At 58.7% G+C, this 18860-nt stretch carries 15 protein-coding genes and 1 pseudogene; 13 read left to right on the top strand and 3 right to left on the bottom strand.

All coding sequences use genetic code 11. The features are described from left to right. Nucleotides 1-174: 174 nt before the first annotated feature. Together PAF20_RS14450 and PAF20_RS14440 are read left to right on the top strand one after the other, a co-directional pair. A complete protein-coding gene (locus tag PAF20_RS14450) occupies nucleotides 175-378 on the top strand; it encodes a hypothetical protein (RefSeq protein WP_271071305.1) in 204 nt (67 codons plus the stop codon). A 199-nt stretch (nucleotides 379-577) separates the two neighbouring features. After that, nucleotides 578-1238, top strand: a pseudogene (locus PAF20_RS14440) (integrase core domain-containing protein). Here the strand turns inward: PAF20_RS14440 and PAF20_RS14435 are convergent. Both PAF20_RS14435 and PAF20_RS14430 read right to left on the bottom strand, forming a co-directional pair. Continuing rightward, entirely contained in the window at nucleotides 1235-3481 is a 2247-nt protein-coding gene (locus tag PAF20_RS14435) for a GMC family oxidoreductase N-terminal domain-containing protein (protein WP_271071303.1), read from the bottom strand. The pseudogene PAF20_RS14440 and the gene PAF20_RS14435 sit on opposite strands and share 4 nt — an antisense overlap. Before the next feature lie 272 nt (nucleotides 3482-3753). Further along, entirely contained in the window at nucleotides 3754-4449 is a 696-nt protein-coding gene (locus tag PAF20_RS14430; RefSeq protein ID WP_271071302.1) for a GntR family transcriptional regulator, read from the bottom strand. 169 nt (nucleotides 4450-4618) lie between these two features. Here PAF20_RS14430 and PAF20_RS14425 point away from each other — a divergent pair, with 169 nt between their 5' ends. From PAF20_RS14425 to PAF20_RS14405, 5 genes are read left to right on the top strand one after another with little or no spacing between them, the layout of a single operon-like run. Then, nucleotides 4619-5179 carry a TRAP transporter small permease gene (locus PAF20_RS14425; RefSeq protein ID WP_271071301.1) on the top strand — a complete coding sequence of 187 codons (561 nt, stop codon included), beginning with the start codon at nucleotides 4619-4621 and terminating at the stop codon, nucleotides 5177-5179. After that, on the top strand, nucleotides 5176-6447 hold the full coding sequence (locus PAF20_RS14420; protein ID WP_271071300.1) for a TRAP transporter large permease: 1272 nt from the start codon (nucleotides 5176-5178) through the stop codon (nucleotides 6445-6447). The genes PAF20_RS14425 and PAF20_RS14420 overlap by 4 nt, the downstream gene beginning before the upstream one ends. Beyond that, nucleotides 6447-7838, top strand: a complete 1392-nt coding sequence (locus PAF20_RS14415; RefSeq protein WP_271071299.1) for an aldehyde dehydrogenase family protein — start codon at nucleotides 6447-6449, stop codon at nucleotides 7836-7838. The genes PAF20_RS14420 and PAF20_RS14415 overlap by 1 nt, the downstream gene beginning before the upstream one ends. Nucleotides 7839-7846: 8 nt before the next feature. Further along, entirely contained in the window at nucleotides 7847-8629 is a 783-nt protein-coding gene (gene hpaH / locus PAF20_RS14410; protein WP_271071298.1) for a 2-oxo-hept-4-ene-1,7-dioate hydratase, read from the top strand. Then, on the top strand, nucleotides 8629-9396 hold the full coding sequence (locus PAF20_RS14405; protein WP_271071297.1) for an HpcH/HpaI aldolase family protein: 768 nt from the start codon (nucleotides 8629-8631) through the stop codon (nucleotides 9394-9396). Before hpaH ends, PAF20_RS14405 begins: the two co-directional genes overlap by 1 nt. A gap of 151 nt (nucleotides 9397-9547) precedes the next feature. Here the strand turns inward: PAF20_RS14405 and PAF20_RS14400 are convergent, their stop codons facing one another. Further along, nucleotides 9548-12337, bottom strand: a complete 2790-nt coding sequence (locus PAF20_RS14400) for a bifunctional aconitate hydratase 2/2-methylisocitrate dehydratase (RefSeq protein ID WP_271071296.1) — start codon at nucleotides 12335-12337, stop codon at nucleotides 9548-9550. A gap of 479 nt (nucleotides 12338-12816) precedes the next feature. Here PAF20_RS14400 and PAF20_RS14395 point away from each other — a divergent pair, with 479 nt between their 5' ends. The 6 genes from PAF20_RS14395 (at nucleotide 12817) to PAF20_RS14370 (ending at nucleotide 18846) form a co-directional block, all read left to right on the top strand. After that, a complete protein-coding gene (locus tag PAF20_RS14395) occupies nucleotides 12817-14283 on the top strand; it encodes an aldehyde dehydrogenase family protein (RefSeq protein ID WP_271071295.1) in 1467 nt (488 codons plus the stop codon). Between the two features lie 71 nt (nucleotides 14284-14354). Next, nucleotides 14355-15035 (top strand): TetR/AcrR family transcriptional regulator, encoded by a 681-nt coding sequence (locus tag PAF20_RS14390; protein WP_271071294.1) that lies wholly within the window; start codon nucleotides 14355-14357, stop codon nucleotides 15033-15035. Nucleotides 15036-15058: 23 nt separating this feature from the next. Then, on the top strand, nucleotides 15059-16117 hold the full coding sequence (locus tag PAF20_RS14385) for a C4-dicarboxylate TRAP transporter substrate-binding protein (RefSeq protein WP_271071293.1): 1059 nt from the start codon (nucleotides 15059-15061) through the stop codon (nucleotides 16115-16117). A 57-nt stretch (nucleotides 16118-16174) separates the two neighbouring features. Beyond that, nucleotides 16175-16735, top strand: a complete 561-nt coding sequence (locus tag PAF20_RS14380; protein WP_271071292.1) for a TRAP transporter small permease subunit — start codon at nucleotides 16175-16177, stop codon at nucleotides 16733-16735. Further along, nucleotides 16732-18048 (top strand): TRAP transporter large permease, encoded by a 1317-nt coding sequence (locus PAF20_RS14375; RefSeq protein ID WP_271071291.1) that lies wholly within the window; start codon nucleotides 16732-16734, stop codon nucleotides 18046-18048. The genes PAF20_RS14380 and PAF20_RS14375 overlap by 4 nt, the downstream gene beginning before the upstream one ends. Nucleotides 18049-18069: 21 nt before the next feature. Continuing rightward, on the top strand, nucleotides 18070-18846 hold the full coding sequence (locus tag PAF20_RS14370) for a cyclase family protein (protein ID WP_271071290.1): 777 nt from the start codon (nucleotides 18070-18072) through the stop codon (nucleotides 18844-18846). The last annotated feature ends 14 nt before the right edge of the window (nucleotides 18847-18860 follow it).

The raw sequence follows: 18860 nt of genomic DNA, 5'->3' as shown, positions 1-18860 counted from the left end.
ATAGTCAGTTTGATGATCAAAGGGCATCTTTTGAACCGAATGTGTTGTGGAGCGTGGCATAAGGGTCAAGTCGGGTCAGGAATAGATGGGCGTCCGCCTGAAACATGACCGCACCCGATCACATGCTCACAAAGTCATAAAATCCTTGCATCCAAGGGGGGCATCCAAACATGCATGTCGGTTCACAGATTAGGTTATCTGCATCACGCTGGCGATTTATCCCTTCAGGGCCAGAACGGTGATGACGGATGTGCCGCTGTCGGCGTAGTGATCGGCTCTGGTTCCGGGGTGGTTCTGGCGCTGATCGAATGGCTGGTGCCGGGGTCGTTCGTCGCAAGCTCTGGCGCGGCGATCAACTGGCAGCAGATGGTCTATTAAGGCTATATCGCGCTGACGACGCGGTGCTATGGCGACATCACCCCGATGGGGTCTTTCGCGCAGTACGTTGTGTCGTTCGAGGCGGTGCTGGGCGTGCTTTATACCGTGTTCCTGCAGTCGCGGTTGGTGGGGATGCAGCAAAGTGTCTGATCCCACGGTTTGCTGGTGCGATCCATTCGGATAAATGGAAGGACGCGTTATGGGACAGATACGTCACGGCAGCGCCACGACCACGCACGCCATCAGAGCAGCAATACAGCGATCGCAAGCTTCGACCGCGGAGCTAACTAAGCCGCGACCTTGGGATTAACCCGAAGACGGTCGCGAAGTGGCGGCAGCGGAAGTCAGTCGAGGATCTTAAGACCGGTCCGAAAGAGTCGCGCTCGACCGTCCTCAGCGAGCAGGAAGAGGGCATCGTCGTCGCCTTTCGTCGGCACACTCTGCTGCCGCTGGACGACTGTCTCTATGCCCTGCAGCCGACGATCCCGCATCTCACGCGTTCTTCTTTGCACAGATGCCTTCAGCGACACGGCATCTCACGGCCGATGCGGTTCGATATGATCTGCGGGGCGAACGGGATCGAGCGCCGACGCACCAAGTCCAACCATCCCTGGACAAGCGGCCAGGTCGAGCGAATGAACCGGACGATAAGGGACGCGACCGTCAAGCGCTACCACTACGAAAGCCACGAACAACTCCGCAGCCATCTCGCCGATTTCCTTGATGCGTACAACTTCGCCCGCCGCCTCAAGACGCTCAGCGGCCTCACATCCTACCAGTACATCTGCAAAATCTGGACTTCAGAGCCCAACCGATTCATCGTCGATCCAATCCACCAGATGCCGGGACTAAACACCTAGGTCGGGATGCCCGCGATCAGACGATCAGAGAATATCTTCGCGATGGAATAGATCGACTGCATCGGGTTCGCCCCGACCGAGGTCGGGAAAATGCTGCTGTCCATGACATAGACATTCGGTATCTCTGACCCGTCAGCCGCCCAGAGCCTGTGGCGCAGGGAAACCACACCCTGTCCATGCGGCCCCATCTTGTTCGATGCCTGAAGATGTGCCGAGGTCAGCGTTGTCCGGTTCGGGGTGAAGGCGATATTCTGCTCGACCAGATCGGCCTGAGCGATATCGGTCAGGTAGGTGCCGACCATCGGGTCGAAATCGGGCAGGCCCAGCACGTTCTCGCTTGATGGAATGATGACCTGACTGGCCCCGGCCAGGAACATCATCCGGATGCCGATACCGACGCCCGTCCTGAACCGCGCCTTGTCATCGGCGCTGAGACTGTACTCGACCGTCGTATTGCCCTCTGCATCCAGAACGATCCTGTTGTCATGCGAAGGGGTGTCGACCAGCATACAGCCGAAGCCGGCATAGTTGTTGAAACTGCTGATCTCATCAAAGACCTGTTTGCCGCTGCCGGGTATCAGCGGCGCGCCATAGGCCGGCAAACCGCCCATCGTTTCATAGATAAACCCCGGTGACACGCCGAAGGAGCTGACATAGGTCGCACTGTCCAGCCCTTGCAGCAGATTGATCGTCTTGTCGAAGCGCCCCATCAGCGGGAATGAGGGATGCAGGATCAACCCGCGACCGATCAGGTCATTGGCAACTGCCGGATTCGCTTCTGCCGTATTGAGCAGCACGCGCGTCGAACCAAGCGTTCCGGCCGCCAGAACGACGTTTTCCGCATTTATCGTGCATGGCTGATCGAGCGGCAGGTTCAGACCCGCAGGATCGACGATGGTGTTGCCATGATCGGTCCAGGGTGCGTTTGCCCGAAAGCTGATGCCGGTTGCCCGCTTGGCCGTGTCGTCGAAAATGATGCGGTCGACCGTCGCGTCGGGGATCAGGCCAAGTGGATTTGTATCATCGCCAAGCGCTTCATAGATCAGCTGGCGCGCCGCATCGCGCTTGTCGTTCACCGGGGATGGAGAGTCGCCGACCGGAAAACGGTTAAGATGATAGAGCGACGGATCGACGCCATAGGATGCCGCACCGTCCCACAACACGCGATTGTCGTTGTTCAATTCGGATTCGGACAATGTCCTTGTGCCGATGGCTTCGCGAACCCACTGATACGCCGCCGCAATGCTGTCGGTGGCGTAGTAATCGCCATCCATTAACCCGCTTTCGATCCATTCATTGATGCGGGCCTGAACGGTTGCCTCCAGCGGCGAAAAGGCGAGGTCGATATTGACGGCAGAACCGCCGCCAAGGGTTTCGCCGCTGCGAATGACGATGGCATTGTCAACCGTCGCCGCGCGGTCGTGGCGATACATCAGCCCGGCATAGCTGCGCGTATCCATCGAGCCCCAGACAACGAACGGCCCCTTTTCCACCAGCACGACCCGCTTGCCCGCTTGCCGAAGCTGGCTTGCGACCGTCGCCCCGCCGGGCCCGCTGCCGATCACGAGATATTCTATCGGGCCATCTGCATGTGAAACGGTCTGAGTCGCCGGATCATAGCGCAGCCGGCTGGGTGCTATTTTCGGGGCATTCAGACCGGCGTAAATGTCGGGTTGTTTGACGAAGACCGGCGGCGCGACGAAATCTGCCAGGGGTTCGGCCAGTGGCAGGCCCCAGATCATGCTGAGATAGGCCTCACGCAGGACCTGTGCAATCTGTGTTGCGACAGGTCCGGCGCTGCCGCTCATGAAGAAAGACAAAAGCGCCGATTGCTGATCCGGGCCAAGCGCCCCGAACCCGCCGGGGCTGGAGATGAAAGCCTTGACGGCATCGTTGTCGCTGGCGACCAGCTTGTCGTGGAAGGGCAGGGCATCGGGGTTGGTCATGCCGGCCAGAAGCGCGCTCAGCGGGGGTTCCTGAAATGCTGCGAAGATGCCGTCGCTGACCTGAGCGGAAATCGGCGTGACCGCGTCCTTAACCGTATCGCTGAGGCCAAGTTCGTCCAAAGGGAACCACAGCCCGAAAAGCGCGTCATGCGTGGCGCGAAGCGCGGCCTGCTGTGCCGGTGGCGGGCTGCCGGTTGCCAATGCGGGCGCGGTCGACGCAGCAAGAACTGCGGATGCGATGGACAGAATAAAAAACCTTCTGTCAGGACGAATATTGTCCAGCAAAGTGCCATTCATCACGATACCCCTTAACTCGTCATATGCCGTTTCAAACGCCGACAAACTGTTTCGGTCGACACGAATTCTGCAAGTTCTGCACAGTATATTGATTGATAACAATTAAATTATAGCGAGCGCGGCATGATTTTCAAATGTTATGTTCGGGGCCACTGCCGAAGGGAATCAAAAGAGGCATGGTTTTTAGGCAGGCAGATGTTGCCGCATAATAATTCGGGGCGGGTTGCTGGAAATGACCGATGCATACTCTCTGGAATCCGGCAGGGCTGCGATTAATCCTGCCTATCGCCATTCTCTTTTAGAGCAGAGGTGACCGCATCGGTGGTACGCTGGATGTGGCTGGCGATCACATCCTGTGCGAGGGTGACGTTGCGGGCGATACAGGCTTCGAACAGGGCTTCGTGTTCGTCATGAATGGCCCGCGTGGCGACCGACATGATGCGGCTGAAGCGGCGATAGCGCTCATGTTGGCGGAACAGCTGTTCGCGCACGCGCAGCAGCCAGAGGCTGTCACAGGCAGCGACCGTTGCTTCGTGGAACTCGAAATTCCGCAGTTCCCATGCGGCCAGTTCGTCAATGCCCTGATCGTGCCCGACCTCATAGCGCGACAAGCGATGATAGGCGGTAATCAGTCGTTCTTCCCATGCGCTATCGCCGCGCGGGATGGAGCGCGCCAATGCCTCTGCCTCCAGCATCTTGCGGAGGTCGCCGATTTCCTCGGCATCGCGGGGATAGATCGGGGCAACGGCAAATCCCCGCTGGCCCAAAACCTCGACCAGATTATCGCCAGCCAATCGCGACAGAGCCTCGCGCAGTGGGCTCGCATTCAGACTATAGCGCTGCCGCAACATGTCGATCTTCAGCTTCTGACTGGGCGCAAGCTTACCCGAAACGATGTCTTCGCGGATAACGCGATAGGCGCGTTCGGACAGCGTTTTTTCCTGCACTTCAGGCTCAAACTGGTTCAACGCAGGCGACCTCTTTTTATGTGACTTGTCTGGGCAAGCGTATCCAAGCTGATCGGCAAGCGCAAGAATATCGATTTTAGGTTTGACAGAATAAAAATATCGATATTTATTCAATTTCCGGAGGGAGGCAAACCAGTATGTGCGATCTCTCTAAGCAATTGGGGGGATTATGGCCGAGCTTCCACAGAGTGAGATATCGGGTCCGCTGCAAAGGCTGAGTGCGGGATTCGCTTGGGCCGAGGCGCGACTGACCGGGCTTATGATCCTTACGGTACTGGCGCTGCTGCTGGCAAATGTCGTCTCGCGTGCTTTCGGGCGACCGCTGATCTGGACAGATGAGTTGGCGGTGTATCTCATGGTTGTAGGTGCCTTTGCCGGTGCGTCGCTTGGAATCGCAAACCGCGAGCATCTGGCCGTAACGCTTCTGGCCGATAGGCTTGGGCCCGGCGCACAGAAAAATCTGCTGCGCGTGGTTGATACCGTCCTGCTGGCGATCCTGCTGATTTTCGGCTGGACCCTGTGGAACTGGTTTGATCTGCCCGGCGTAATTGCCGCGGAAAGCATGTCGGATTACGCCCGCGACAGCTTTAATTTCATGTATCAGGAGCCGACGACGACGCTTGGTATCCGCAAGCTATGGTTCTGGCTGATCATGCCGTTTTTCTGTTTCTCAGGGCTGATCCATGTTGCCGCCCGCTTTGGCAAGCCCGCGCCGGATAAGTTGCAATGACCGGGCTGTCCTTCCTGGCAATGCTTGTCATCGGTGTGCCGATTGCTTTCGCGCTTATCGCTTTTGCCATGATCATGATATGGGCCAGCGGTAACGCCATCCTTTTCCAGAGCTTTCCGCAACAGTTCTTCGGCGGGCTGGAGAATTACGGACTTCTAGCCCTGCCACTTTTCATTTTGCTTGGTGAGTTCATGAATGCCGGCGGCATCGGACGACGCCTGATGAACCTTGCGGTCGCATTGCTTGGATCTGTTAAGGGCGGGCTGGCCTATGTGAACCTTGTGGCTAATATGATGATGGCGTCGATTCTTGGCTCTACCGTCGCGCAGATCACCATCATGTCGCGTGTCGCCGTGCCCGAGATGGAGCGCACGGGCTATCCACGCGATGTCTCGGTCGCGATTACGGCGGCAGGCGGAATGCTTGCGCCGATCATACCGCCCTCCATGCTGTTCATTATCTTTGGAGTCATTGCTCAGCTTCCCATTGGGGACCTGTTCATTGCCGGGATCGTGCCGGGGGTGATCCTGTTTATCGTCTTCCTGGCCGTGATTGGTTGGCTCGGGCAAAGATATGACTTTCCCCGCAGCGAAAAGGTGACGATGACGCAGCGTGTTCGCGCCGCGCGGGATGCTCTGCCCGCCGCGCTGATCCCGGTCGTCATCATCGGCACCATCCTTGGCGGTATCGCGACACCAACGGAGTCCGCGGCAGTGGCCAGCATTCTGGCGATCCTGATCGGGCGTTTCGTCTATCGAGAGATGGAATGGTCCGATATCTGGCCTTCCTTCATCAGGGCGGGCGCGTCCTCTGCCGTGGTGCTGTTCCTGATCGCGGCGGCCGGGCTGTTTTCCTGGGTCATCACCTTTAACAACCTGCCCGCAATCGTATCGGCCTGGCTGCAAAGCGTGACGACCTCACCGCTGATCTTTCTGCTGCTGATCAACCTGATGCTGCTGCTTCTGGGCATGATCACTGATCCCATACCAGCGATCATCCTTGTTGTACCCGTGTTCCTGCCGGTCGCGGTGAACATTTACAACATCGACCCTTTTCAGTTCGGCGTTATCGTCTGTCTTAACCTGACCGCTGGCCTGCTGACGCCACCGGTCGGGACAGGGCTTTTTGCGGCTTCTATGATGGGCAACGTTCGGGCGGAACGCCTGGCCATGCTGATCACACCGTTCTTTCTGGCGGTCGCCTTGGTTTTGGTGATGCTGGCCCTGTTCCCGGTGCTGACACTGGGCTTGAACAATTGGCTGGGCTGATGCGCCTCGCTGTCCTCGGCGGCGGGCTGATCGGGACAGGATGGGCTGTGGCCTTCGGGGCGGCGGGTCATGATGTCGTGGCGCTTGATCCAGATCCGGTTGCGGCAGACAGGTTGAGCGATTGCTGGCAACAGGCCCGACCCGTTTTGGAGCAGATGGGCCGGCTGACCGCCGAAGCCACGCCTCCACGTATTGGTAGCACTGATGACGCCGCGCGGGCCGATTTCCTGCAAGAGGCGCTGCCAGAAGATCTTGCACTAAAGCGGCGCGCTCTGCGCGCCATTGCGCCGGTTCTGGCGCAGGCGAGGGCGATTGCTTCCAGTTCGTCCACCTTTACAGCCGATCAGATTGCGGAAGAGACGGGCCTTGCCGACCGTCTGCTTATCGGTCATCCGTGCAATCCGCCCTGGCTCATGCCGGTGGTCGAGATGTCGGCCGGATCGGTCTGTCAACCACAGGCGATCGATTCCGCGCGACAAATCTATGAAGGCGCGGGCAAGACCGTCCTGACACTGCATAAGCCTGTGAAGGGGCATCTGGTCAATCGCCTTCAGCTTGCCCTGTGGCGAGAGGCCGTGCATCTGGTAACCACCGGCGCGGCAAGCCTAGAGGATACAGAACGTGCCGTGACCGAGGCGCTTGCCCCCCGCTGGTGTGATATCGGCCCGCATTCGGTCTTTGCCTTGTCCGGTGGCACGGGCGGCAAAAATCCCGGTATCATCTTCGACGACGCTGATTTTGAGGCGACGATGGAGGGTATCGGGCGGGCGTGCTTCGCCAATACCGGGCAGGTCTGTCTGGGGACCGAACGCATCTATGTCCAGCGTGGTGTCTTTGATCGCGTGGCCGAGGGGCTGGCCAAACAGGCCCGCAGCTATCGCCTTGGCGACCCGTTCGACAATGCCACGACGATGGGGCCGGTGATTTCCGCAGAACATCGCCAGAAGGTGCTGTCCTATTACGACAAGGCCCGTGCTACCGGGGCCAACATTCTGGCCGGGGGCGGCGCGCCCGAAATGCAGGGATATGAGGGCGGCTATTGGGTCGAACCCACCGTCTGGACCGGCCTGCCCGAGGATGCCGCCGTCGTCACCGACGAAATCTTTGGCCCCTGCACGCATCTTCAGCCCTTCGACAGCGAAGATGAGGCCGTGGCCCTTGCCAATAACTCGCCCTATGGGCTTGCCACGTCGATCTGGACGACCAACCTGCAACGGGCCCACCGCGTGGCAGCAGGCGTCGAGGTCGGCATAAGCTGGGTGAATTGCTGGTTCCTGCGCGATCTGCGCACGCCCTTTGGCGGCGCGAAATCCAGCGGGATCGGCCGCGAGGGTGGGGTCCATTCGATGGAATTCTATTCCGAACTGCGCAATGTCTGCGTCAAACTATAGGTCCGAAGATGCTCAGTGATGCACAACGCCGCGAGGCCGTCGCCTCGCTTCTGGAAAGCCACCGAACCAAGGTGCAGGGCAAGCGCCCTTCCGAGATGTTCCCCGAGATCGAGATCGAGGACAGCTATGCCATTTCGTCGATGGTGGCCGACGCGAAAATCGCCGAAGGCCGCCGCATCGTTGGTCACAAGGTCGGGCTGACCTCCAAGGCGATGCAGGCCGCGTCCAAGATAGATGAGCCGGATTACGGCTATATGTTCGACGATCTGGTGTTGCAGGACGGTGCCGAGGTTCCGTTTGACAGTTTCTGCGTGCCGCGCGTCGAGCCTGAGCTGACCTTTATCCTGAAAGAGCCACTGAAAGGCCCCGGCGTGGGTCTGGTCGATGTGTTGCGTGCGACCGAATGGGTGGTGCCGTCCATCGAAATCATCGACGCCCGCGTAACCGAACCGCGCCGCATCTTTGACACGGTCGCCGATAATGGGGCCGCTGCGGGGACGGTGCTTGGCGGGCGGCCTGTCAGGCCTGATGAGGTCGATCTGCGTTGGGTCGGCGCGATTTTCTATCGCAATGCCGGGATTGAGGAAACGGGCATTGCCGCGGGCGTGCTGGGCCATCCGGCCATGGCGGTGGCGTGGCTGGCCAATAAGCTGGGCGCATTCGGGACCACTCTGGAACCCGGTCACATGATCCTGTCCGGGTCCTTCACGCGTCCGGTCTGGGCCAATAAGGGCGATACACTGCACGCAGATTTCGGCCCGCTCGGCTCTGTCGCGGTCAGGTTCGTCTGATGCCGGCACCGAAAAACCTTTTTAAGCAGCGCCTGCTGGCGGGTGAAACTCAGCTTGGCCTGTGGATGAGCCTTGCCAGCCCTGTCGCCGCCGAGGCCCTGTCGCTTCTGGGTTTCGACTGGCTGCTGTTCGATACAGAACACGCCCCGGTCGAGATTGCGCAATTACAGTCGCTTCTTCAGGCCGCAGCCACCGGCACCGCGAGCTGCGCCGCACGTCCCGCATGGAACGACAAGGTGCTGATCAAGCGCGTCCTCGATGTCGGGGCGCAGACCGTATTGGTGCCGTTTGTGCAGAATGCCGAAGAAGCCGCCGGCGCCGTGGCAGCAACCCGCTATCCGCCCGAAGGCATACGCGGCGTGGCAGGCGGAACACGCGCCAGCCGATACGGTACGCAGCCCGACTATCTGCAAACCGCAAATGCCGAGATCTGCACCATCGTTCAGGTCGAGACCCGTGCCGCGCTAGACGAAATAGAGGCAATCGCTGCTGTTGATGGCGTTGACGGAATATTCATCGGTCCCTCCGATCTTTCGGCGTCGCTTGGTTATCTGGGGAATCCCTCCGCACGCGATGTGCAGGAACAACTGGCGCAGACTGCCAAGCGGATCATTGCAGCGGGTAAGGCACCCGGCATCCTCGCCACAAATATGGCGGATGCGAAACGCTATTGTGAAATGGGCTATCGGTTTGTTGCCTGTGGTGTCGATCTGGGTCTGCTGACCGGCGCGGCGCGTGAGCTGCTGACGGCGATGAACCGGAACTGAAAGATAGAACCTTAACCTGTGACGTTAGTGAAGCCGTTAGCGACGTTAGTGAAGCCGTGGCTATGCCTCGGTTTTGGTAAATGGCAGACGCACAGCCGGTACGAAAAATGGCCCGCCAGTCTGGCGGGCCATTCTGATTGCACAGCGCTCCTTAGAAATGAACCGAAAGCGTATCAATCGGCGTCTGTTTCGGCGGTGCGAATTTGGTCAGGTCGATCCCCTTCACGGCTTCCTTATATTCCGACAGCGTAGGTGTGCGCCCGAGGATTGCGGACAGCACCACCACCGGCGTCGATGCCAGCAGCGATTCACCCTTCTTTGTCTCGGCATCCGCCACGACACGGCCCTGGAAAAGCCGGGTCGAGGTGGCAAGCACGGTGTCACCCTTCTCGGCCTTTTCCTGATTGCCCATGCACAGGTTGCAGCCGGGACGTTCGAGATACATGATGTTTTCGTATTCGGTCCGTGCCTTCGTTTTCAGGTTGAAATCGTCGAACTCGAAGCCAGAGTACTTCTGCAGGATCTCCCAGTCGCCCTCTTCCTTCAGCTCGTCGATGATGTTGTAGGTCGGTGCGGCGACGACAAGCGGGGCCTTGAACTCGACCTTTCCGGTCTCCTCCTCAAGATTGCGAAGCATCTGGGCAACGATCTTGATATCGCCCTTATGGACCATACAGGAACCGACAAAGCCCAGATCGACCTTCTTTTCGGCCATGTAATAGGAAATCGGCCGGATCGTGTCGTGGGTATAGCGCTTGGACACATCGGCATTGTTCACATCCGGGTCGGCGATCATCGGCTCAACAATGGCGTCCAGATCCACGACGACTTCGGCGAAATACTTGGCATTGTCGTCGGGCTTCAGCGCCGGACGCTCGCCGGAACGGATTTCGGCAATACGCCGGTCGGCAATGCCGATCAGCCTGGCCAGCATCCCGCTGTCCTGCTCCATCCCCTTGTCGATCATGATCTGGATGCGGCTCTTCGCCAGTTCCAGACTGTCGATCAGCGTGTCGTCGTTCGAGATACAGATAGAGGCCTTTGCCTTCATCTCGGCCGTCCAGTCGGTGAAGGTGAAAGCCTGATCGGCCAGCAGGGTGCCGATATGGACCTCGATAATGCGGCCCTGGAAGACGTTGTCGCCATGCTGTTTCAGCATCTGCGCCTGGGTCGCATGGACCACATCGCGGAAATCCATGTGATCGGCCATTTCGCCCTTGAAGGTAACCTTCACCGATTCCGGGATCGGCATCGACGCCTCGCCCGTCGCCAATGCCAATGCGACAGTGCCGGAATCCGCGCCAAAGGCCACGCCTTTGGACATGCGGGTGTGGCTGTCGCCGCCGATGATGATAGCCCAGTCATCGACGGTAATGTCGTTCAGAACCTTGTGAATCACATCCGTCATCGGATGATAGACGCCCTTAGGATCGCGCCCGGTGACAAGGCCGAACCTGTTCATGAAGGCCATCAGCTTGGGTGTATTGGCCTGCGCCTTTGCATCCCAGACCGATGCCGTGTGGCAGCCGGACTGATAGGCGCCGTCCACGGCGGGCGACAGCACGGTCGCGGCCATGGCCTCCAGCTCCTGCGCGGTCATCGGGCCTGTGGTGTCCTGGCTACCGACGATATTCACCTTTACACGGACGTCCGAACCAGCGTGCAGAACCTTGCCTTCTGCCACGCCGACGGCATTGGCGTTGAAGATCTTCTCAACCGCTGTCAGGCCCTGACCCTCGTGGCTGATCTCCTTGGATGGCGCAAAGACCAGCGGCGGCTCGATCCCCAGAATATCGGCAGCGGTGGTTTGCAGCTTCTTTCCGAAAACGATGGCGTAGGAGCTGCCTGCCTTCATGAATTCCAGCTTCTGCGGCGTGAAGGACTCGGACATATCCACAAGCTCATCGCCGTCTTCGCTGAACAGCTTTTTCTTGCGGGTATTGATCTTCAGAACCGTGCCGGTTTCGACCGAATATTTCTGTTCCAGCAGCGGGTTGCCGTCATTGCCAAGGATCGGCTTGCCGTCCTCGCCCATCTTCTTGACCCAGTTCTTCAGATCGACACCGATCCCGCCGGTCACGCCGACGGTGGTCAGGAAGATCGGCGAAATCCCGTTAGTGCCGGCCACGACCGGCGCATAGTTGACGAAGGGCACATAGGGAGAGGCCTGCTTGCCGGTCCACAGCGCCACATTGTTGACGCCCGACATCCGCGAGGAACCTACACCCATCGTGCCCTTTTCAGCGATCAGCATGACGCGCTTGTCGGGATGCTGCAGTTTCAGTTCCTCGATATGCTTCTGCGCGGCTTCGTCGCACATGCATTTGCCATGCAGTTCCCGGTCGGCGCGGGAATGCGCCTGATTGCCGGGCGAAAGCAGGTCGGTCGAGATATCGCCCTCGGCCGCGACGAAGGTGACAACGTCGATCTCTTCCTCAACCTCGGGCAGTTTGGTGAAGAACTCGGCCTTGGCGTAGCTTTGCAGGATATCTTCGGCCACCGGATTGCCGGATTTGTAGGCCGCTTCCAGACGATCCGTGTCGGCCTCATACAGGAAGACCTGCGTTTTCAGCACTTCGGCGGCTTGCGCGGCGATCCCCTGATCCTCGCCAAGCGCCAGATCCAGCAGCGCCTCGACCGATGGGCCGCCCTTCATATGTGACAGAAGTTCGAATGCGAAAGCCGGGGTGATTTCCGGAACGTCTGCCTGCCCAAGGATGATTTCTTTCAGGAAACCTGCCTTCACGCCCGCCGCGCTCGTCGTGCCGGGCAATGTGTTGTAGATGAAGAACTGCAGCGAGTCTGCGCGGTGCTCGTGCCCGGCATCCTTGATCTGGGCGATGATTTCCTCGGTCAGCGCACCGTCGTCGATCGGCTTCGGGCTTAGCCCCTGTTCCTTGCGCGAGGCGATTTCATCTAGATAGCTGGCATAAAGGCTCATCGGTATTTCCCGCTTGCTGTGTTCCGGATCGTGCTGTGTATGACCAGCCTGACACCAAAGGATATTAACTTGGTGTACAATGGTATACATTTTGGCGAAATATACAGTTTGATGATATATTGCAATCGCCAATTGCCCTTAAATAAACGATAAAAGTTCTGCCAGCTGCTCTTTGGCATGGCCGCTGGTTGGGAAAACTCCGTCTTTCAGGTGTCGGTCCAGCCTCAGAATATGTCAGCGCCGCGCATAAAGCAGGCCCGCAGGGCAGACTGGTTTTTCTGCCCGGCCCGCAGCGTAGTAAGACGGTGGCTGGACCGCTTCCTGAAATTTTTGCTAGTGCTTCGATACGCCGGTCTTGGAAGCCCCCACCCTGCCGAGCGCATACCCCCGGCATTAAGCATAGCCGCAGTTTCCGTCTCCTTCGCGAGATATTGCAGCGTATCTTCGCACAACGAGAACTTGCCGGGGATACGGAGTATATGGAAAAAAACCTCACACTGCTGAGCGAGCAGCATGAACAGTGCGTTGTTCTGGACAGGTTGAGTCCAGCCAGAGGTGGGTCAGTCGCAGTCACGGACAAAGCCACCGGCGAAACACTTTTCACAGCGGGTGTCGCCTCGGTTGATGATGTCAATGACGCGGTGAAGGCAACCGCAGCGGCGCAAAAGATGTGGGCCAGCCGGAGCCCGGTGGAGCGTAGCGATGTTCTTCGAGAATTCGCGCGGCTTTGTCATTTGCATCAGGATGAGATTGGCGGCTGGATCGTGCGGGAGACCGGCTCTATCCCCGCCAAGGGTGTTTTCGAAGTTCAGACATCTGCCCGTGATGCCTTGTTTGCGGCCAGCCTCACCGATCAGCCGAACGGCCATATTCTGGCTTCGCCATCCGTGCGGGAAAGCAAGGCGCGGCGGGTTCCGCTTGGCGTTGTAGGTGTCATTACGCCGTGGAATTCGCCCTTCGTGCTGGCGGCGCGAGTCATCATGCCCGCCATTGCGATGGGCAACGGATGCGTCTTGAAGCCCGATATTCAAACGCCGATCAGCGGCGGCTACCTGATCGCACGGCTTGTCGAAATGGCCGGCGCCCCGCCCGGACTGGTCAGCGTTGTACCTGGTGAGGGCGCTATCGGGAAGGAGATATGCACCAATCCAGGTATCAATATGATTTCCTTTACGGGATCGACGCAGACCGGACGCAATGTGTCCGCGACAGCCGGGCAGCAGCTGAAAAAGGTGTCACTGGAACTTGGTGGCAACAACGCGGCGATTGTCTTTCCGGATTGCGATCTGGCGGCGGTGGCGTCAGCCACGGCGTTCGGGTCGTTTTTCCATCAGGGCCAGATCTGCTTCACGATCGGCAGGCACCTTGTCCATGAAGATGTGAGAGGGGCGTATCTGAAACTCCTGACAGAAAAGGCCGCAAGGCTGCATGTCGGCAACCCGGCGACAGAGCAGGTGCATCTCGGGCCGATGATAAACCGGACGCAGGCCGACCGTGCGCGGGACATCCTTGTGCGAAGCATCTCTGCCGGGGCGGAATTGAGCGGTGGCGATCATGGCGAGGGGGCGTTCATGAAACCAATCGTGGTAGATCGGGTGACGGCTGATATGTCGCTGTTCCGGGAAGAAATCTTCGGGCCTGTTGCACCGATCACCACGTTCCGGAACGAAGATGAAGCGGTTAACCTTGCCAATGCCGTCGCGGACGGATTGGTCACCTCTGTCTTTACGGACGACATTGGGCGGGCTTTGCGCGTGTCGGATCGGCTTAGAACCGGGATCGTGCATATTAACGATCAGACTGTCGTTCACGAGGCTTTCGCACCGATTGGCGGTATGGGGACATCTGGGAATGGGGCAAGATCGGGCGGACCTTCTGTCGCGGATGAATACAGCCAGTGGCAATGGATTACGGTTAATCATGAAGTGCCAGAATATCCGTTCTGATCACGAAACAGCCGTTCAGCAACCAATCGACGCTTGACCGAATCGGATGTTTGGTCGTTTGATTAAGTCAAATGACCAAACAATCCTTCATCGAACAGACGCAATCTGACGACCTCTCACCCCGAGAGGCGATTATGAAGGCGGCTGAAAAGGTGTTCGGCAGCGTCGGTTTCGATGGGGCGACAACGCGGGAGATTGCGCGGGAAGCTGGCGTTAATCTGGCCCTTATCCATTACTATTTCGGCAACAAACGCACGCTGTTCGAGGCGACTGTGAAGCGCCGCGCTGACTATCTGAACGATCAGCGCCGGGCCCTTCTTGCGCAATTGCCGGACCGACCACCGCTTGAACAGATATTTGAATCTCTGCTGCGGCCCGCGGTTGAAATCCGGCTCCTGCCCGACGGGCAGTACTTTGCGCGTCTGGTGGCAGATGTCGCCTCGCGCACGGACGAACAGTCGCGGGCGCTGACCTCTGCTGCCTTCGATCCAATTGCACGCGAGTTTTCCGACCGTATCGCTGCCGTGTACCCGCTGGCAGGACATGCGAAAGCGGTGCGGGCGTATATGTTCGCGATCAGCGTCTCTATTTCGTTGATGGCGAATACAGGGCGTGAAGCATCGTTGGCTGGTGCGGGTCCAATGGCTGAAGATTTCGAACTCGATGCGGTGATCAGTGACGCGGTGGCATTCGTGACCGCTGGTGCACATGCAATCCTTACAAAGACAGCAGGGCAAACTGTTAAAATCTGAACGAATTTCCTGGGGAGGAGAAGATGAGAAAACTGCTACTAAGTACCGGCGCTATATTGCTTGCGCAAACTGGCGCTGCGATGGCGCAAGAAGAAATTCGCGTATCCGTGGTTAACGGACACCCGCCGGTTTTCCTTTGGGTGAAGCACCTGACAGAGACCTTCATTCCGACTGTTGATCAGGCTTTGGAGGGTACGGACTACCAGATCTCCTGGACGGAAAACTATGGCGGGACGCTGGCCGCTGTCGGTGGTGAGCTGGAGGCGCTTGAGGACGGTCTTGCCGAAGTCGGCGTCGTGCCGACCGTGTTCGAACCAACCGCGCTGCCCCTTCAAAACGTGTCGTATTTCACGCCGTTTTCATCGGGTGATCCCCGCCTGGTCATGGCGACAATGGATAAGCTTTACGCCGATGTTCCCGCGATGACCGAGGCGTGGGACAAATACGGGCTGGCATATCTGGGCGGCGGCTTCACGCTGGACAATTATGTGCTGATGACGACGTTCCCGGTGAATTCCATCGACGATTTGAGCGGAAAGCGGATCGCCGCGCCGGGACCTGCGGTCAACTGGCTGGAAGGAACCGGCGCAGTTGGGGTTTCGGGCAATCTGACCACCTATTACAGCGATATTCAGACCGGCGTTTTCGAGGGCGTCATTACTTTCCCGACCGCTGCGTCCCCGGCGAAACTGCAAGAGGTTGCGCCCTATACCACCGTCACCAATTTCGGCGCGCAATATGCGGGTGCTGTCGTCGCAAATGGCGACTGGTTTGCAGAGCAGCCCGAAGAAGTGCAGAATGCGCTGCGCGAAGGCGCCAAAGCCTATACTGCGGCCTATCTGGATGAACAGGAACAGCGTGTTGCCGCAGCGATGGAGGTGCTGGACACCGATGAAGGCGGCGTTTCCGAAATGGACGATGCCGAGAAGAAGCGTTGGGCCGATGCGTTGCCGCAGATCGCAAAAACATGGGCCGATGCAGCCGGGGAAGAGGGGCTGGATGGTGCGGGCGTTCTGGACGCCTATATCGGCGGCTTGCAGGACGGCGGTGCGCCGCTGCTGCGCGATTGGCGTGAAGATTGAGCCGTTTCTGCGGGCGGATATTGGTTCGCCCGCAATGACACTCAGGCAGGTCGTGACATGAGCTACGCCACAACGACAGAGTTGCGCACAGGTATCGGCTGGCTTGACGTCGCCTCGCGCGGGCTGGACCGGCTGACCGGGGTGTTAAGCGTGTTCGGTACGCTGGGCATCATTGCCATCATGGTGCTGATTGTCGCGGACATCTTGATGCGACTGGTATTCGCCGCGCCTATCATGGGTGTGCCGGAAATCGTTTCGATGCTGATCCTGTCCATCGTCTTTCTACAGCTTCCGAACTCTCTTGCGCATGGCAAGATCACGCGGGCAGACCTGCTGCTGGACAGGCTGGACGTAACCCGGCCGAAGCTGCGGCTGATTCTCGATGGTCTGCTGCACATGATTGGGGCAGGTGTCATGGCTGTCCTGATCTCTGCCTTCTACCCGCTGTTTGTCCGCAGCTATGAACGCGATGAGATGGTGGGAACGGTCGGGCAATTCCTCGCCCCGATCTGGCCCAGCTATCTGGTGGTTCTTGTCGGTGCGGTGCTGATGTGTGCCGTTTTCGTTCAGCGCGCGGTGTGCCTGTGGGTGCTGGCCGCGAAGGATGCAGCGCCATGAGCGGCGTTGAAATCGGATTGGCCTCGCTTATCGGGATATTGGTGCTGATCTATTCCGGGCTGCATGTCGCAATAACGCTGGCCTTTGTCAGCTTCATTGGCATCTGGATTTTGCGCGGCGATGCGACGCAAGCCGCAAGGGTGATGTCGCTGGCGACGCGCGAAAGCATCTCTTCCTATCTGTTCGGCGTCGTGCCTTTGTTTGTGATGATGGGTCTTGTGGTCGCGCGGGCGGGCCTTGGGCGGGACACGTTCGAGGTGGCGGGCCGTGCGCTGCGGCGCGTGACCGGCGGATTAGGCATTGCCACGGTTGCTGCCAATGCAGTCTTTGCGGCGATCACCGGAATATCTATCGCATCGGCTGCCGTATTCACCAAGGTCGCGGTGCCCGAGATGATCCGCATGGGCTACTCTCCGCGCTTCGCGACGGGTGTCGTCGCGGGAAGCTCTGTTCTGGGGATGTTGCTCCCGCCGAGCCTGCTGCTGATCCTTTACGGCATTCTGGCCGAGCAATCCGTTGGCGCGCTGTTTATCGCCGGGATCGGTCCGGGCGTTCTTCTGTCTCTGGTTTATTGCATCGCCATCTGGATGATGGTGCGGTTCTGGCACGACTATACCGGCGATCCGCATGAGGCGCAGGACTTGGCTGCCGAGGGTCCGCATGGCCGCTTTGACACGATCAACAAGCTTGCACCCGTCCTGCTGCTGATTGCGCTCGTTCTGGGCGGCATCTATGGCGGGTTCTTCACCCCGACAGAGGCAGGCGCTGTCGGTGCATTCGGTGCCGTGATCATCGCGGCATTCAAGCGTCGGCTGGGGCTTCGAACCTTGTGGGAGATTACGCTGGAAACGGGGCATGTCACCGCCTCAATCTGTTTCCTTATCATATCAGCTACGATGTACAGCCGTATGCTGGCGCTGTCTGGTTTACCTGCATTCCTGACGGAATGGGTGGTGGCGCAGAATCTGGGGATCTACGGCTTTCTCGCGTGCTTCGTGCTGCTGCTGATCTTGCTGGGAACGATCCTCGACAGCAGTTCGATCCTGCTGATCACCATCCCACTTGCGCTGCCGATTGCAATGTCCTTGCAGATTGATCTGATCTGGTACGGGCTGATCACCGTTATCGCGGTTGAGATCGGGTTGCTGACGCCACCGATGGGGCTGTCCGTCTTTGTCATCAAATCCAGCCTTGATGACGATAGTATACCCATCGGCGAGATTTTCGCCGGAACCGTGCCATTTGCACTGATGATGCTGTTCGTCCTGGTGCTGTGCATCATCTTCCCCGGCATCGTGACCGGTCTTGTCTGAAGCTCGGCGGAGAGGATTATCATGCCAAGAAAATTCATCGACATCTCGGTTCCGCTCATGTCCGGCATCGCCTCGGACCCGAAGGGGTATGAGCCGAAGATCACCTATCTTGACCACAGGGCGACTGCTGAAGGCATGGCGTCGTTCTATGAGGGAATGCGGACGGACCAGCTGCCCGGCGGCGAGGGGTGGGCAATAGAGATGCTGGAGATGTCCACCCATACCGGCACCCATCTGGACGCGCCTTATCATCATCATTCCACGATGGATGGCGGGCAGCGCGCCATCACCATTGATGAGGTGCCGTTGGAGTGGTGTTTTCAGCCAGCGGTGAAACTGGACTTCCGGCATCTGCCGGATGGATATGTCGCGACACCGGAAGATATCGAGGCCGAGCTGAAGCGGATCGGCCATCATCTGCAACCGCTGGAGATTGTCGTGGTGAACACTGCCGCTGGCGGACGCTACGGCGAAGATGATTATATCCATCGTGGCTGTGGCATCGGTCGCGACGCGACCAACTGGCTGACACAGCGTGGCGTTCGTGTGACCGGCACCGATGGGTGGAGCTGGGATGCGCCATTTTCACATACCGCCAAGGCGTGGGACGAAACGCATGATCCCTCGATCATATGGGAGGGGCACCGTGCGTCTATGGATAGGGGCTATTGCCACATTGAAAAACTTGCCAATCTGGATCGGCTACCGCCTGACGGCTTCGAAATTTCCTGCTTCCCTTTCAACATCAAGGGCGCTTCCGCCGGATTTGTCAGGGCCGTCGCAATTCTGAACGATTAAGAAGAGGAACCCAT

Source organism: Paracoccus albus, from assembly GCF_027913035.1.
Taxonomy (GTDB): Bacteria; Pseudomonadota; Alphaproteobacteria; order Rhodobacterales; family Rhodobacteraceae; genus Paracoccus; species Paracoccus albus.
This window is presented reverse-complemented; position numbering and strand designations above follow the sequence as displayed.